Source organism: Propionicicella superfundia DSM 22317 (genome assembly GCF_000423465.1).
GTDB lineage: Bacteria > Actinomycetota > Actinomycetes > Propionibacteriales > Propionibacteriaceae > Propionicicella > Propionicicella superfundia.
Window position 1 is genome coordinate 628,076 of record NZ_KE384021.1, and the last position, 16,228, is coordinate 644,303.

A 16,228-nucleotide genomic window follows, 5' to 3' on the forward strand; every position below is an offset into this window, starting at 1 on the left:
GCCGCGATGGCGGAGATGCGGACGGTGGTCACGGTGGCCCCTCCGAGACCCGGCACACGTCGATGCGGCGATCCTGCGGTGTCCACACGCCGAGCGCGAGTCGTCGCTCATCGAGCGCGCAGACCCACTCCACCTCACCGTCCTCGTCCAGCCACGGGATGTCGATCCGCTGCGGATCCTCCAGTGCCGGTCCCGTCGCGACGAGACCCTCGCCCTGCGCGATGAGCAGGACGCGGCCATCGGGCAGCATCGTCGCCGAGAGGCCCCAGCCCATGTCGACGCCGGCCTCGGCGGCATCGAGGCTGCCGATGGTGGCGAGCCCGGGCCAGGAGACCACGCGAGTCGTCTCCGGATCCGTCGGGTGCGGCACCAGCAGAAGCCGGGAGCCGTCCTCGCAGAAGCACGCCGTGACGGGATCCTCGCCCGGAAACAGCTCCTCGGCGGTCAGTCGGTCGTTCACGACGTCGACGCGCAGGAGGGCCGACCCGTCCTGGCCCATCGCGAACTCGATCAGGACCGACCCGTCGGCGGGGTGGACGAGGCTGAACGCCGTGGCGTCCTCGGTGTCGACGGTGAGGCGATCGATCCTCGCGGCGGTGTCGTTCCCGGCCGTCGGATCGATCAGCAGCACCTCGTGCGGTCCGCCGTCGGGGTCGGCGACAGTGAGCAGCAGCCGGTCGGTGCGGGCGGCGGGGAAGGCGGCCGAGTCCACTCCGGGGATCGGCAGCGTGAGCACCCCGTCCGGTCGCTCGACCCACGCCGCAGATCGCCCGGCGGCGACGACGATCGACAGATCGTCGCTCGCCGTCAGCAGGGTCGCGTCACGCCGCAGAGCGGAAGGGCGCTCGAGTTCCGCCGTCAGGTCGCGGCCGAGCCGCACCGCGACCCCGCCGGCCAGGCGGAACCGCGGCCTCGCGCCGCCCGACTCCCAGCCCGGCCGCGTTCCGGGCAGTTCCGGGAACGTCTCGAGCCGTGCGAGGCGCAGGGTCACGATCCGCCCGCCGGCCCGGGCGATCCGACGATCCCCCTCCGGGGACGTCCGCTCCTTCGGCTCCCACCCTGCCCGGGGTCCGTCCGCGGCGGCCCGGAGAGACGCCCCATCAGCCGCAGGCCCAGTCGAAGACGTCCGACTCGAGATCGATCTGCGCGCTCCCGTCCCCGCCGAAGTTCAGCCCGGGAAGTTCGACCAGCTCCAGGTACCAGGGGGTCAGTCCCTCGGGCATCCACTGGGTCGGGAAGCAGGTTCCGCCCAGATGACACGGTGCCAGGTGCTGGGCCCAGGGGTGCAGGTCGTCGCCGGCGGCGTTCCATCGATCCTGATACGCCGATCCCTCGCCCGGCTCCTCGACGGGGGCGAGGCCCGCGTTGGGATCGTCGCGCTCGAGGAGCCACACCGGCACGGTGGGCTGCTGTTCGTCCCAGGCGTTCGGCCCCTCGTCCGTGGCCGCATGCTCGCCCGGATGCCGTGAGTCCGGCGGCGGCAGGGTGGGGCCCGCGGCCAGTTCCTCCTCGGTCAGCCACAGCAGTGCGAACTGCCCGTCGATGACGTCGGTCAGGCGGGTGAGCATGGCGTGCGGACCTGCGTGTGCGATGTCGGTGGCGAACGGATCGTCGGGCCCGGTGGGCACGAACTGCTCGGCGAACTGGCCCTCGCCCTGGAAGAAGGCGATCCCCGGGTGGCCCGGGCCCCTGCGCCGGTACTCCGCCGGCAGGCGCAACGTGATCGCATGGAACATCGGCAGACCCGTCGACGAGCCGCGGGGCCAGGCTTCCGGGGCGATGCCCGGCCCGGCGGAGCCGACCCACCCGTCGGGAGCACGATCCGGTGCGGCCACACCCTGTGACGAGGTGGGCTCCTCCGCGACCAGGCCGTCGTCGATCCCGAACCAGATGTCGTATGCCCGTGTTCCCATCGGTCTCCTCTCAACACTGCATCGAGGCTTGTCGTCGCCGTCAGGGCCGTCGGGTCGCCGGCGTCGCCTTCGCCCCGGTGGAGCCGTGTATTGCGGACTGCTCGGCACCAGAATTATGCCGGGCACACAGACTAACCGATCGAACCCCTTGTGGCGGCATTTTTGAACCGTGTGGTTCGGATATCTCCCGAGTGCGTTCGACGCCGTCGCGGTCCATGCGTCGGGTCGAGATTCCTCAACCCTGGCGGGAGGGTGGGCCGGGACGCTCCGACGGCCGGAAGGGCCGCAGTGCTGTTCGGCACGTCGCGGAAATTCGTTTCGCGTGCATTCACATGATAATTTCCCCGCAACCTGCAAACGCTCGATTCCGCGCGGTTGTCGAGGCGAGCGCGAAACTACTCTCGAAGGGACGCGGCATGCGTCGATCTCTTGTCTATCCGGCGGTGGGGCTGGCGGTGGCCGCCGGTTCGATCCTGGGCGCTCAGCCGGCCTGGGCGGATACCACCGAGACGATCGCGTTCAGCGGCGCGGCGCAGTCCGTCACGGTGCCCGCAGGCGTGTGCCGCGCGGAGATCTCGGCCTCGGGCGCCCAAGGCGGCACGGGACAGTACGACGTGCTGGGCGGCAAGGGTGCTCAGGTCGACCTGGATCTGAGCGTCACCCCCGGCGAGGTCTTCGTGGTGGACGTCGGCGGCGCGGGTGGCGCCGGCGAGGAGGCCGCCGAGAGTGCCGGGACGCACGCCCCGGGTGGCTACGGCGGTGGTGGCGAGGGCGGCCGCTATGCGACCGGGATCGCAGCGGGTGGCGGCGGCGGACGCACGACGGTCAGCCGGTCCGGCGGTTCCGGGGGTGCGGGTGGTGTCAACGGGGTCGTCAACCCCAACGGCACGGACGGCGAGTCGTCCGTCGGGGGCGTCGGCGGCGCCGGCGGAGACTCGATCGGCGATCCGCACGGCGGCGCCGGTGGCGGTGGCGGCGGTGGCTATGTCGGCGGTGGCGGCGGTGCGGCGTCCCCGACGGAGTACAACTCCGGTGCGGGCGGTGGCGGCGGGTCCAGTTACGGCGCGACCGGTGCGCAGTTCACGACCGGGGACCGCGAGGGCGATGGACAGGTGGTCATCACCTTCGTCGAGTGCGCACCGTCACCGACGACGACGCCCACGACCACGGCCACGCCCACGACGACGAGCACGCCCACGTCCACGAGCACGTCGGGCCCGGAGCCGTCCGCGACGACGAGCGCGTCGGAGATCGTCACCCCGACGCAGTCGGGCGATCCCGTGAGCCCGACCGCGACGCAGCCGCCGACGGGACCACTCGCAGAGACCGGGACGTCGTCGTCGATGACGTTGCTCGCGATGCTGGCGCTGGCGCTGATCGGCATCGGAGGAGTCCTGGTGGCGAAGCCGAGATGGTCGAGGCGATAGCGGCCTGCTGCGGACGCCGGGCGGCAGCCGCTCACGGGGCGGATAAAGATCTCCTTACCGGCCCGGAGCGTCCGGTGCGCCGGGCTTAGCCTCGGAGCAACCGGATCCTTCTGTCGGCTGCGTCCACGCCGTCGATGCCGGACTCGGTTGACGCTGACGATGGGGTGGGCTGTGAGACAGGGGGGATCCGGTCCTCGCCTTCGGGCGCTGCAAGGGGCGGTCGGGTGTCCTGGCCACGGGGGGTGTCGTCCGGACACCCGGCGCTCCCGAGTCCTCGGGTGAGGATTCGTGCATCGGTGGCTCATCGACCACCCGAAACGAATAGGGTCCGGCCATGGTCTTCTCCGCCGAACACCATCGCATCCCCGCGCCGTTGCTGCGGCTGACGGGCTGGGACGGCCTCGACTTCCGGGGACGGGCGTTCCTGGTCGCCGCCGCCACGGGCCTGATCGTCTCGACGGCATCCGGCATCCACAGCGCCGTGAACGGTCTCGGCTGGGCGCAACTGCTGCCCAACGTCGCGATGGCGCTGTTCGCGATCGGCATGACCTGGCTCGTCAAGACCACCCGGCGAGCCAATCTGGCCTACGTCCTCGTGGTCGTCGGCGTCTTCATGCTCACCTTCCCGTGGCTGTTCTTCACCGGGGGCGGCTATATCGGCGGGATGCCGGTCTTCTTCGTCTTCGCGCTCGTCGTCACGGCCTTCATGGTCGAGGGCGTCACGCTGTGGATCCTCGGCTCGCTGCTGGTGGTGCTCTACGCCGCCTGCTGCCTCGTGGCCTACCTGCGCCCGGAACTCGTCGTTCCCCTGCCCACCCAGAAGGCCGTGTTCCTCGACATCGTCTTCGCCATCACGGTTTCGGGCGTCGCGTTGGCCGTGGCGCTGCACCTGCTGCTGCGGTTGCACGACCGCGACCGCCGCCTGCTCGCGCAGCGGAACGGCCAGCTCAGGCAGGTCGACCGGGCGAAGTCGGACTTCCTCGCCATCGTCGCGCATGAGCTCAACACGCCGCTCGCGGCGATGCGAACCCTCGCCGAGGGGATCGCCCGGAACGCATCGGACGGTCAGCCTGTGGCCCGCGAACTGGCTGTCATGGACTCCGAGGCGGAGCGGCTGGGTCGTCTGGTCGGCCAACTCCTCGATGTCGCCAGGATCGCCGACGGCCGTCTGGATCTCGATCTGCGGGAGGAGAACCTCGCGGCCATCGTGCAGCAGACCCTTCGTGCCTACCTTCCGCTGTGCACCCGGACCGGGAACACCCTGGAACTGGCCCGTGGCAGTGCGAGTCCCGCGGTGCTCGTCGACCGCGAGCGGGTCTCGCAGGTTCTGGTGAACCTGCTCGCGAACGCCGCGCGACACACGCACGAGGGAGCCATCACCGTCGCCATCAGCGAGCGTGCGGGCTTCGCGGAGCTGTCCGTCCGCGACACCGGCGAAGGGATGGCGCCCGAGATGGTCGACCGGCTCTTCGACCAACCGCCCGGCTACCCCAGCGGCGGGCTGCGTTCGGCGAAGGACACGGGGCTGGGCCTGGGGCTGCAGATCTCGCGCCATATCGTGACCGCGCATGGGGGCGAACTCACCGTGGTCTCCGACCTCGGAGAGGGGACGATGGTGGCGTGCACCTTCCCGCGGGTGACGACCCAGACCGTCAGCGCGGAGTGAACCGGACCTGCTGGAACACGTAGCGGTGATCGGCGGTCAGGATCAGTTCGAACGCGCTCGCAGCGTCGAGGCGGAGCTTGCGCCTCAGGTTGGAGATGTGCTGACGAACCGTGTTCGTCGGCACTCCCGAACGGTCGTCCCACACAACCTCCAGCAGTTCCTCCTGGGTCATGCCGCGCCCCGCATTGGCGGCGAAGTAACCCAGAAGCTGCATCTCCTTGTGCGACAGCGTGATCGGGCGGCCCTCCAAAGTGACCTTGCCGGTGACGAAGTCGAGGTGGAGCGGCGGCAATTCGATCCGCGTCGCCCGCGCCCCGGCGCGACGAAGCAGGGCGTTGATCCGAGCCGTGAGGACATCCAGGCTGAACGGCTTCGTGAGGTAGTCGTCCCCGCCGGCCGCCAGCCCCCGCACCACCGCGCTGTCCTGGCCCAGGGCCGTGACATAGATGATCGGAGCGAACGTCATCCGGCGCAGTTCGGCGCACAGGTCGTACCCCGACCCGTCGGGCAGCAGGACATCGAGCAGCACGATGTCGGGCGGCTGTTCCCGGACCGCCGCACGGGCCTGCTGGATGGAGGCCGCCTCGATCACGTCGAAGCCCTGCTGACAGAGGTGACGCGTGAAGGTTCCGAGCAGGGCGGGCTCATCCTCGACCACGAGCACCAGCGGTGCCCGTCCCGCGTACCGAGCCATCGCGTCTGCCCTTCCTCCCGCCGCCAGCCTAACGAGACCGGGCCACGGCCGTGGGCCTGTTCGCGAGGTCCGATGGGGAACACGGCGGCCGGCTGAGTGCCGCGGCACAGGAGACGCCCACGCGGATCCTCGACGGTCGGCGGCTCAGGAGCGGCGCAGGCACGAACGGGCCAGCAGGCCGGCGGCGAGTCCGTTCGCCGTCCCGGCGGCGACATCGGAGGGGTAGTGCATCCCGACGTACATGCGCGACCATGCGAGCGCGGCGGGATATGCGACGCAGGCGGCGTTGATCGCGGCGCGCAGAGCCGGGGAACGGATGTCGCGCGCGAGCCCGGCGTACACCGTCATGAGAGCCACCGTGGCACCCTGGTGACCCGACGGGAAGGACGACGTCGGCTGTTCGTGATCGCGCCGCGGGACGGCCGGACGCTCGCGGTTCACCACGGCGCCGACGGAGAGGTACACCCCCGTCTCCAGGATCAGGGCGACAGCGGGCAGCGCGGCCGTTCGCCACGAACCCGTGCGGTGGCGCAGGATCGCCACCGCGGCGATGCCGTGGAGGACGCTCGCGGGGACGTCCGCGACCGTCGACACCAGCCGGGACGCACGGTCCTTCGCCGGAGTCGCCGGCTCCTGCAGCCGCTCGACCATCGCTGTCTCCCGCTCGGTGATGCCACGGCGCCCGGCCAGGGCGCGGCCGACCACGACGTTGGCGACTCCCAGCCCCACCGCGGGCGCGACCCCGTGGGTCACGAGACGGCGCAAACCCTCCCGCGGCGGTCCAACGGAGCCCTCCGTGCCACGCGCGTCGCGGACCCGGCGGCGGGATCGGAACCTCATGTATCGACCCTAGCGAGCAGCACTGTCGGAGCACGTTCTGACGGAGCACCGACCCCGGGTTTCACCGGTCGGGCTTCCTTAAGGATTGCCAAGTTTCCTTAAGACTTGCTAGCCTCGAAAGCGCTGGACCCGTGGAATACATGGGAAATCGAGGCTCGCCTCGATCAGTGCTCCGGGTGGAGCAGGCACCTCCTGCTGCCGGATCGAACGATCGACCGAAGGGACGCCTGGGCGTGAAAAGCGGTCAGTTCCAACTCCGATCCTCTGCGCGTGCTGCCACCGCGCTGGTCCTCGCCGGCGCCCTGGCTACGACGGTCACGGCGTGCGGCATCGAGACCACCAACATGACGACGTCCGCCGACCGAATCGCCACCGTGTCGCCGACCTCGTCCACGACCGGCCGCTCGGCGACCACATCGCCGACCTCGTCCGCGTCGTCCGCCACCGCGACAGCGGCTCGATCGGCCCAGACGAGCACGACGTCCGCCTCGCGCTCGGCGCGGCGAGCAGTGGGCTCCGCGTCCGCCCGGACGAGCACTGCGCAGCAGGCGGGCGCGGCCACCAGCTCCGGGACGAAGAGCAGCGGGACGAAGAGCAGCGGGACGAAGAGCTCCGGGACGAAGAGCAGCGGGACGAAGAGCACCTGCTCCATCGCCCCCGACACCGGGTCATCGATGCCCACCGGCGACATCCAGGGCTGGAAGCAGGTCTACGCCGAGGACTTCAACACCCCCGTCGCGCTCGGCTCGTTCTCGTCGTCGAGCTACAAGAAGCGGCTCACGACCTACAAGGGAGCGGACACCTCGGGCAGGGGCGTCTATGACGAGAACAAGGTGCTGTCCGTCTCCAACGGCGTGCTGGACTGGTCGGTACGCACCGAGAACGGCACGCACTACGTCTCCGGCGTCGTCCCGCATGTCGCCGGTCAGTGGGGTCAGCAGTACGGGCGCTACTCGTACCGATTCCGCGCCGCCACGATGCAGGGCTACAAGTTCGTCGGCATCCTGTGGCCCGACTCGGACAACTGGGCCGAAGGAGAGGTCGACTTCCCCGAGGTCGGCGAGCTGACGTCGACCGAGTACGCCTACGCGGCGCTGCACCGCCCCGGCGACCTGTCCTCGGGAAAGCCCAGTGGCGTGACGAAGTCGGAGACGAAGGCCACCCTGAACGACAACGGGTGGCACAACGTGACCATCGAGTGGAAACCGGACTCCATCACCTACTGGCTGGACGGCGCGTGGGTCGGGACCCACACCACGGGCATCCCGAACACCAAGTTCCACCTGGTGTTCCAGGTCGAGACCAACCTGTTCGACCGGGCCATCCCGGACTGGGTGGCCGGACATGTCCAGGTCGACTGGGTGACCTTCTACACCCGCAACGGCTGCTGAGGGGCCGAGAACGAGGCGCGGCCACCGTGGGAGCGAAGGCCGGCCACGAAGCCCGCACCGCGGTCTTTGTTTATCGGTCAACCGTGTCCTACGCTGGGCCCATGCACGCAGCCTTCCAGGTTCCCTGCGCGGTGTTCTCCTCGCGTGGCGGTATGTGCATGTGTTGTCGTGGCATCCCGGCCTGACGGCACCCCTGCCTGATCGCCGCGCCCACGGCGGCCCCTCCCCTCGCGGGGCGCCCGCCCTGGGGCGGATCTCGATCCGGCGAGCCATTCCCGGCCATCAACCGCACACCCGCTGGAGGGACACACCAATGCCCATCTTCGACGACGCCACCGCGCTCATCGGACGCACGCCGCTGGTGAGGATCAATCACCTGTACGGCGACAGCCGAGCCACCGTGCTCGCGAAACTCGAGTTCTACAACCCGGCCAACTCGGTGAAGGACCGGATCGGCGTCGCCATCATCGACGCGGCCGAGGCCTCCGGAGAGCTGCGACCGGGTGGGACGATCGTCGAGGGGACGTCCGGGAACACCGGCATCGCGCTCGCGTTCGTCGGCGCGGCCCGCGGGTACCGAGTGATCCTGGCGATGCCCGAGACGATGTCGAAGGAGCGCCGTGCCCTGCTGCGCGCCTATGGCGCGGACCTCGTCCTGACCCCCGCGTCGGAGGGGATGCGCGGCGCGGTCGCCGAGGCCGAGAGGATCGCGGCCTCGACCCCGGGTGCGATCCTGGCCCGCCAGTTCGAGAACCCGGCGAACGTCGAGATCCACCGGACGACGACGGCCGAGGAGATCTGGGCCGACACCGAGGGCGGCGTGGACGCCGTCGTGGCCGGGATCGGCACCGGCGGCACCATCACCGGCGTCGGCCAGGTGCTGAAGGAGCGCAAGCCTGCGGTCAGGATCGTCGCCGTCGAGCCGGCGGAGTCCCCGCTGCTCTCCCAGGGCACCGCCGGGCCCCACAAGATCCAGGGCATCGGAGCGAACTTCGTTCCCGCCATCCTCGACCGCGGCGTCATCGACGAGATCCTGCCGCAGTCCTCCGAGACCGCTTTCGAATGGGCGCGACGCGCCGCGAAGGAGGAGGGCCTGCTCGTGGGCATCAGCTCCGGAGCCGCCCTCGCCGCCGCCGGTGAACTGGCCGCGCGACCCGAGTACGCCGGGCGGACGATCGTGGTCGTCATCCCCTCCTTCGGGGAGCGCTACCTGTCGACGCCGCTGTTTGCCGGACTGCTCGACTGAATCCATCCGGCCCGCCTGCCGCGGGCAGGGGACCGACAACCCATCGACGAACGGAAACCACATGTCCCGCGACGAGGTCTGGAACCGCATCCGGGTCGATGCCGAGGCAGACGCCGGCACCGAACCGGCACTGGCCAGCTTCCTCCATTCCACCGTCCTCAGCCATCCCCGGCTGGAGGACTCGCTCAGCTACATCCTGGCCGGCAAGCTGGAGAGCTCGGCGATGAACGCGCTCACCCTGCGACAGCTCATCGACGAGGCGCTCCGCGAGGACCCCGCCATCGGGTCCTCGGTCCGCGAGGACCTGCGGGCCGTGCTCAGCCGCGATCCGGCATGCCGCAGCTACCTGGTGCCGCTGCTGTACTTCAAGGGGTTCCACTCGCTGCAGGCATACCGGGTCGCCCACTACTTCTGGACCCATGACCGGACGGCGCTCGCGCTGTACCTGCAGAGCCGCATCTCCGAGGCATTCGCCGTCGACATCCATCCCGGCGCGCGGATCGGCAAGGGCATCATGTTCGACCACGCGACCTCGGTCGTGATCGGGGAGACGGCCGTCGTCGAGGACGACTTCTCGATGCTGCACGAGGTGACCCTCGGCGGCACCGGCAAGGTCGGCGGCGACCGGCACCCCAAGATCGGCCGCGGGGTGATGATCGGCGCCGGGGCCAAGGTGCTCGGCAACATCCGCGTCGGCGAGGGTGCGAAGGTGGGCGCGGGCAGCGTCGTGCTCGAGGACGTCGCCCCGTTCACGACCGTCGCGGGTGTCCCCGCCCGGCCCGTGGCATACCCTGCGAACGCGCATCCGGCCCTGGACGACATCGGGCTCTGAGCCTCCGCGCGGGCGTCGTCCGCGCGTCACGGGCATCCGCCGGGGAGCCGTCCGCGAGCTGCCGAGCTCGGAGCCGGCGACGGCGTGGCCGAGGCGCCCCTATCATCTGGCTGTGAGCTTCCCGCCCCCTGCGCCGCAGCCGCGTCACCCCGGCGCAGCGCCCTGGCCAGGCGGGCGCATCGTTCCTCCGCCCCGGCCGGCGGCCCCGATGCGCGGGCGGACCGTCCATCCCGTGTGGGGCGGGCGGCCGACCGCCGCTTTCGGCGGCGCCCCGCCGCCGGCGTGGCCGCAGGCCCCCGGCCACGGTGCACCGCGTCCCTACCCCGCCGGCTTCACCCGCTTCGCAGCACCCGGCCCGATGCCGCGACGACCCGGCGGCGCAGGCGGGTGTCTCCTCGCGGCCGGGATCGTCGGTCTCGTCGGTTTCCTCGTGGTCGCCGTGCTCGGCTACGGCCTGGCGTCGCTGGGGTCCCTCGCGACACCGACACCACGCCCGTCGGTGACGACGCTCGCTCCGACGGGAACGACACCCGCTCCGACGACCTCGGTCACGCCCAGGCCGACGCCCACGAAGCCCGTCACGCCGAAGCCGGTCACACCCGAACCGAAGCCCCTCCCGGTGAACCCCTACACGAGGCAGCATCCCGGCGGCACCTATGCCGACGACGGGTACAACCCGCCCCGGCGTGTGCTCACATGGTGGCCGACGGCAGACAGCATCGCGCAGGCGAAGCGATGGCGGACGTCCAACTCGCTCTACGCACACAGTGTCGCGACGCCCGTCCGGTGCGCCCGCGACCCGATGCGGATCGGCGAGATGTCGGTCGCGGCGCAGCAGGCGGGGTACGACGCTGTGGTGGCATGCCTGATGAGGATCTGGCGGACACCGGTGGAGCGGGCCGGTGACACGCTGCCGCGTCCACCCGTCCACGTGTTCACCGGCACGGTCACGTCGGCGTGCGGAAAGGTCTCCGCGGTGAACGTCGGCGGTTTCTACTGCACCGCCAACGGCGCGCTGTTCATGAACGGAACCATGCGCACCGTGTACAACGGCCAGGGCCAGGTCACTTTCTGGGGGGAGGAGATCCTCGCCCACGAGTTCGGCCATCACGTGCAGGCCAGGACCGGGATCCTCGACGCCTCCTGGCGATATCAGTACTCCCTGAAGGGGAATGCCGCGCATGTGGAGGCCACCCGCCGCGAGGTGCAGGCCGAGTGCTTCGCGGCCCTCGCCATGGTCGCGATCCGGAGGTCGGCCGGGATGAACGCGAGCGACTACGCGGCCTTCGTGGAGGTGCGCCGCCGTTCGGCCGGGGGGCTTCCCGACCACGGAACCGCGGACACGCTGGAACGCTGGCTGAGGAAGGGCTTCACAAGCGCCCGCCCGGCTCAGTGCAACACGTTCACCGCGCCGGAGTCCCAGGTGCGCTGACGCGCCGCGGTTCGCGGCCGCCGGTCAGTCGATGCTCTCGACCACCTCGACCGGCGGGTACACGGGCCGCCACATGTTGTCGGAGATCGCCTGCACCAGATCGTCGTTCTCCGCGCCCGCGAGGCCCTCGGCGACCGCCTGGGACGCCACGGCGATGCCGACCGTGGCGGACACCCGGCGCAGATCGTTGATCGAGGGCAGCAGCGAGGCGCCCTTCCCCGACTCCCTCACGGCGCGCGCGACGGCGTCCGCGGCGGCCACGATCATGCCGTCGGAGACCCGGCCGGCCTTGGACGTCACGACACCGAGGCCGATGCCCGGGAAGACGAGCGCGTTGTTGGCCTGGGCGATGGTGTGCGTCACTCCCGCGCGGACGACCGGGTCGAAGGGCGACCCGGTCGCGATGAGCGCCCGGCCGTCGGTCCACTCGAGGACGTCCTGCGGGGTCGCCTCGCACTTCGAGGTCGGATTCGACAGCGGCATGATGATCGGCTGATCGCAGTGCGCGGCCATGTCCTTCACGATCCGCTGCGTGAACGCGCCCGACTGCGCCGATGTCCCGATGAGCATCGTCGGCTGGACGCGGGAGACGACCTCGGCCAGGGTCGGCTGCCCCTTCGCGCTCTTCTTCCACCCCGCGACCTCGGAGGCCGCGCGGGCATACGGCGCCTGGAAGTCGCGCATCGGCCCGCCCTCGACGATGAGGCCCTTGCTGCCGAGCGCCCAGAACCGAGCGCGGGCCTCGTCGTCAGACAGCCCCTCGGAGACCAGGAGCTGCACCAGCAGATCGGCGATCCCGACCCCGGCGGTGCCGGCGCCGTGGATCACGATGCGCTGATCGGCCAACGTCGTCCCGGTGCGGCGGACGGCGGTCAGCGCGGCGGCGGCGACCACGGCCGCCGTGCCCTGGATGTCGTCGTTGAAGGTGCACAGCTCGTCGCGGTACCGGTCGAGGATGCGGTGCGCGTTGGCCGCGCCGAAGTCCTCCCAGTGGATCATCGCCGACGGGAACAGGCGGTGGGCGGTCTGTGTGAACGCGTCGATGAAGTCGTCGTAGCGCTGCCCGCGGACGCGCGAGTGGCGCACGCCCATGTACGCGTCGTCGCTGAGCAGTTGGAGGTTGTCGGTCCCGGTGTCGAGGCCGACAGGCAGGACGCGGTTGGGGTGGATGCCGGCCGCCGCGGTATAGACGGCGAGCTTGCCCACGGTGATGACGATGCCGCTCATGCCCTGGTCGCCGATGCCGAGGATGCCCTCGGAGTCCGTCACGACGATGAGATCGACATCGTCGGAGCCGAGCCCGTAGTTGCGCAGCGACTCCTCGATCACCTCGGGGTGGTCGATGTCGAGGTACACGCCTCGCGGTCGTGCGTACCAGTGGCTGTACTCCTCGATCGCCTGGCCGATCGTGGGCGTGTACACGATCGGCATCATCTCCTCGATGTGCTCGCTGAGCAGGCTGTAGAAGAGGATCTCGTTGCGGTCCTGGAGGGTGGACAGGAACAGGTACTTGGCGAGGTTGGTGGGCTGCTGCCGGAACTGCCCGTAGAGGCGCTTCATCTGCGCGTGGATCGTCAGCAGCGCCGGCGGCAGCAGTCCCCGGAGCCCGAGCGCCCCGCGCTCCTCGATCGTGAACGTGGTACCGAAGTTCGTCATGGGGTTGACGAGGACGTCCCTGCCGCGCGCTGCGATGCGCACGTGCTCGACGCCGTCGACATGGCTGTACTCGAACTGCCCGGGCATGACCGTAGTTCCCCTCGTCGATCGGTGTGTCTCTTGCCACGCTACCGTTGCGGCGCCTTCGGGCGGCGCAGTCCGCAGAACCGCAAGCGGGGATCCGCGACCGCTGCGACGGCGTAGGATCACCGGCCCGGCACACCGGGCGCCCGCGTAAACTGCGCCGAAGCGGCGGGGTGCCCGGCTCGGGCCGCCGCCCGCCGGAGGAAGCGGGGTGAGGCAGGAGTGGCGAACGTCCGCGATGACGAGACGGCGCCCGCCGGCCGAGGCGCGACCACCGAACCCGCCGGCACGTCGCCGGACCTGCTCCGGTTGCGGGGTGTCGACGTGACGCTCGGCGGTACCGATGTCCTGTCCGGCCTGTCGCTGTCGGTCGGTGCGGGAGAGTTCGTGTCGGTCATCGGCCCGTCCGGCTGCGGCAAGTCGACGCTGCTGCGCGTCGCCGCCGGTCTGACCGCACCCACGTCGGGGTCTGTCGAACGGGCCACGGACAACATCGGGTTCGTCTTCCAGGATCCGACGCTCATGCCGTGGCGAACGGTCGCCCGGAACGTCCGGCTGCTCGGAGAGCTCGCGGGCACGGAGCGGAAGCGGTTGCGGGCCGAGGCCGCGCAGGCGATCGAGACCGTCGGGCTGGCGGAGTTCGCCGATCGGCTTCCCCGGGAGCTGTCGGGCGGGATGCGGATGCGGGCCAGTCTCGCGCGGTCGCTGGTGCTGCGACCCGACCTGTTCCTGTTCGACGAGCCGTTCGGCGCACTCGACGAGATCACGCGCGAGCAGCTCAACCTCGTCCTCATGGGGCTCTTCCGCGCCCGGTCGTTCGGCGGGCTGTTCGTCACCCACTCGGTGGAGGAGGCGGTGTTCCTGTCGACGCGGGTCGTCGTGTTGTCGCCTCGTCCCGGCCGGCTGCTCGCCGACATCCCGGTGACATTCGGCTTTCCACGGGCGCTGGATCTGCGGTACACGCCCGCGTTCGCCGCGTTGGCGGGTCGCGTGGCGGGACTGCTGGAGGGTGCGCTGTGAGGGCCTCCGACCCCTCGCCCGGACGCCGCGGGCACGGCTGGGTGGTGCGCGTCGGGGGGCCGCTGGTCGTCTTCGTCCTGATCACGGCCGGCTGGTACGCGCTGAGCTACCTCGTCCTCGCCCCCGACCAGCGGTTCCTGCTGCCGCCCCCGCACGAGGTTCTCGCCGCGGGCGTGAGCGAGCCGGTGCGGGGCGAGTTGCTGGCGGCGTCCTGGGTCACCACCCGGACGGCCCTCATCGGGCTCGGTGTCGCTTTCGCGATCGGGGCGTTGCTGGCCGTCGCGATGGCCCGCGCGCAGTGGGTGGAACGCGCCCTGTACCCGTACGTGATCCTCTTGCAGACCGTTCCGATCCTGGCGATCGTGCCGGTGATCGGCTTCTGGTTCGGCTATGAACTCGGCGCCCGGGTCATCGTCTGCGTGATCGTGGCGCTCTTCCCCCTCATCATCAATCCGCTCCACGGGCTGCGGGGCGTCGACCGGCGGCTGCACGACCTGTTCGACCTGGCGGGCGCGTCGCGCTGGGCGCGGTTGTGGAAGCTGCAGGTGCCCAACGCGCTTCCGCATGTCTTCGTCGGGCTGCAGAGCGCGGCGGGGCTGTCGGTCGTCGGCGCGATCGTCGGTGACTACTACTTCGGGCGGGGCGAGATCGGCCTCGGTCTGCTGCTGGCCCGCTACAGCTCCCGGTTGCAGTCCGCGGCGATGCTGGCCGCGGTGCTCGCCGCCTGTCTCATCGGCCTCGTGGCGTTCTGGGTGTTCGGCGCGCTCGGCCGCCGGATCGTGGGCCGCTGGTCGGAGGCCTGGGGCGCGTAGACTTCGCCTCCGACGCGGCGGAACCCCGCGCGTCGCGATCCGTCCTCACCGCCGCACAGGAGAGACTCATGATTCAGCGCGTCCGCCGATGGGCCGCGGCGATCGTCGCGCTCGCCGCGTGCGCCGGGTCGCTGACCGCGTGCACCTCCGCCGCCGCGCCGACGGCCACTTCGGGCGCGGGACCCCTCGCCGGCGTCTGCCCCGCGACGGTGGTGATCCAGACCGACTGGGAACCCGAGGCCGAGCACGGCCCGCTCTACAACCTGCTCGGGGACGACTACACCATCGACACGGAGAAGAAGGCCGTGAGCGGCCCTCTTCTGGACGGGTCCACCGAGACGGGCGTCGACGTCGAGATCCGCATCGGCGGATCGCCGGTCGGGTACCAGTCCGCCCAGGCGCTGCTATACGGGGACAAGGACATCCTGCTCGCCTATGGCCGGGTCACCGAGTACCTGGCCGCGCAGGCCGACCTGCCCGTCACGGCGGTGATGTCGGGGTTGGAGAAGAGCCCCTACGCGATCTACTGGGATCCGCAGACCTACCCCGACGTCCACACGATCGGCGACCTGGCCGAGCACGATGTCACCGTTCTCGCCGGCGCCACCGAGGACGTCTGGATGTCCTACCTCACCGGGGAGGGCATCCTCGATGCGAGCCAGCTCGACCGGAGCGACGCGCCCCGCCCTGCGACCTTCGTCGCGGCCAAGGGAAAGGTGGCCGAAGCGGGCTACATCACCGCCGAGCCGTACACCTACGAGCACGAGGTGCCGGAGTGGGGACGTCCGCTCACGGGTCAGCTCATCCACGACACCGGCTATCCCGAGTACTTCCAGGCGCTGATCGTCCGCGAGGACGACGTCGCGGCCCGGGCCGCGTGCCTGGAGAGGCTGGTGCCCGTCCTGCAGCGGGCGCAGATCGCCTACGCCAAGGACCCGGCTCGTGCCAACGCGCTCATCGTGAGCCTCGTGGACGCGTACGACACCGGCTGGGTGTACTCCGCGGGCGCCGCCGCCTACTCACATGATCAGCAGGTCGCGCGAGGCCTTCTCGCCGACGGCGCCGATGGTGTCATGGGCTCGTTCGAGACCGCGAGAGTCCAGCGGCTCATCGACATCGTCGCGCGATATCACTCCGCCGACGTGGCGCGGTACGGACCCGACGACCTCGTGACCAACCGATTCCTGGACACGTCCCTGCACCTGGGGTGATCCG

15 protein-coding genes are annotated in these 16,228 nt (G+C 70.6%); 9 read left to right on the forward strand and 6 right to left on the reverse strand.

Translation table 11 applies throughout. From position 1 onward, the window contains the following. Positions 1-28: 28 nt before the first annotated feature. Positions 29-991, reverse strand: coding sequence for a hypothetical protein (locus G555_RS0112785; protein ID WP_028709162.1), 963 nt, complete (start codon positions 989-991; stop codon positions 29-31). Between the two features lie 109 nt (positions 992-1,100). Continuing rightward, complete coding sequence (locus G555_RS19895; protein ID WP_051209029.1) at positions 1,101-1,913, reverse strand: hypothetical protein; 813 nt, start codon at positions 1,911-1,913, stop codon at positions 1,101-1,103. A 416-nt stretch (positions 1,914-2,329) separates the two neighbouring features. Here G555_RS19895 and G555_RS22350 point away from each other — a divergent pair, with 416 nt between their 5' ends. After that, a complete protein-coding gene (locus G555_RS22350; RefSeq protein ID WP_051209031.1) occupies positions 2,330-3,340 on the forward strand; it encodes a hypothetical protein in 1,011 nt (336 codons plus the stop codon). Positions 3,341-3,674: 334 nt separating this feature from the next. After that, positions 3,675-5,006 (forward strand): sensor histidine kinase, encoded by a 1,332-nt coding sequence (locus G555_RS0112800; protein WP_028709163.1) that lies wholly within the window; start codon positions 3,675-3,677, stop codon positions 5,004-5,006. On the opposite strand, the gene G555_RS19905 is transcribed toward G555_RS0112800, so the two are convergent. The 3 genes from G555_RS19905 to G555_RS22355 form a co-directional block, all read right to left on the reverse strand. Then, positions 4,993-5,700 (reverse strand): response regulator transcription factor, encoded by a 708-nt coding sequence (locus tag G555_RS19905; protein ID WP_051209033.1) that lies wholly within the window; start codon positions 5,698-5,700, stop codon positions 4,993-4,995. The two genes, G555_RS0112800 and G555_RS19905, sit on opposite strands and share 14 nt — an antisense overlap. Positions 5,701-5,844: 144 nt before the next feature. Further along, a complete protein-coding gene (locus G555_RS21360) occupies positions 5,845-6,453 on the reverse strand; it encodes a phosphatase PAP2 family protein (protein WP_169337917.1) in 609 nt (202 codons plus the stop codon). A gap of 331 nt (positions 6,454-6,784) precedes the next feature. Further along, complete coding sequence (locus G555_RS22355) at positions 6,785-7,222, reverse strand: hypothetical protein (protein ID WP_156887552.1); 438 nt, start codon at positions 7,220-7,222, stop codon at positions 6,785-6,787. Here G555_RS22355 and G555_RS22360 point away from each other — a divergent pair. From G555_RS22360 to G555_RS0112835, 4 genes are all read left to right on the forward strand, one after another. After that, complete coding sequence (locus G555_RS22360; RefSeq protein WP_051209040.1) at positions 7,215-7,931, forward strand: glycoside hydrolase family 16 protein; 717 nt, start codon at positions 7,215-7,217, stop codon at positions 7,929-7,931. The genes G555_RS22355 and G555_RS22360 overlap by 8 nt on opposite strands. Before the next feature lie 313 nt (positions 7,932-8,244). Then, positions 8,245-9,177, forward strand: a complete 933-nt coding sequence (cysK, locus tag G555_RS0112825; protein WP_028709165.1) for a cysteine synthase A — start codon at positions 8,245-8,247, stop codon at positions 9,175-9,177. Between the two features lie 61 nt (positions 9,178-9,238). Then, positions 9,239-10,009, forward strand: coding sequence for a serine O-acetyltransferase (cysE, locus tag G555_RS0112830; RefSeq protein ID WP_028709166.1), 771 nt, complete (start codon positions 9,239-9,241; stop codon positions 10,007-10,009). A gap of 358 nt (positions 10,010-10,367) precedes the next feature. After that, positions 10,368-11,441, forward strand: coding sequence for a neutral zinc metallopeptidase (locus tag G555_RS0112835; protein ID WP_156887553.1), 1,074 nt, complete (start codon positions 10,368-10,370; stop codon positions 11,439-11,441). Positions 11,442-11,465: 24 nt separating this feature from the next. Here the strand turns inward: G555_RS0112835 and G555_RS0112840 are convergent, their stop codons facing one another. Then, the gene (locus tag G555_RS0112840; protein WP_028709168.1) at positions 11,466-13,184 is read right to left on the reverse strand and encodes an NAD-dependent malic enzyme; all 1,719 of its coding nucleotides are present in this window, start codon (positions 13,182-13,184) and stop codon (positions 11,466-11,468) included. Between the two features lie 219 nt (positions 13,185-13,403). Between G555_RS0112840 and G555_RS19920 the strand changes: the two genes are divergently transcribed. The 3 genes from G555_RS19920 (at position 13,404) to G555_RS0112855 (ending at position 16,224) form a co-directional block, all read left to right on the forward strand. After that, complete coding sequence (locus G555_RS19920; RefSeq protein WP_051209042.1) at positions 13,404-14,201, forward strand: ABC transporter ATP-binding protein; 798 nt, start codon at positions 13,404-13,406, stop codon at positions 14,199-14,201. Further along, the gene (locus G555_RS0112850; RefSeq protein ID WP_028709169.1) at positions 14,198-15,013 is read left to right on the forward strand and encodes an ABC transporter permease; all 816 of its coding nucleotides are present in this window, start codon (positions 14,198-14,200) and stop codon (positions 15,011-15,013) included. Before G555_RS19920 ends, G555_RS0112850 begins: the two co-directional genes overlap by 4 nt. 68 nt (positions 15,014-15,081) lie before the next feature. Then, on the forward strand, positions 15,082-16,224 hold the full coding sequence (locus G555_RS0112855) for an ABC transporter substrate-binding protein (protein WP_028709170.1): 1,143 nt from the start codon (positions 15,082-15,084) through the stop codon (positions 16,222-16,224). The last annotated feature ends 4 nt before the right edge of the window (positions 16,225-16,228 follow it).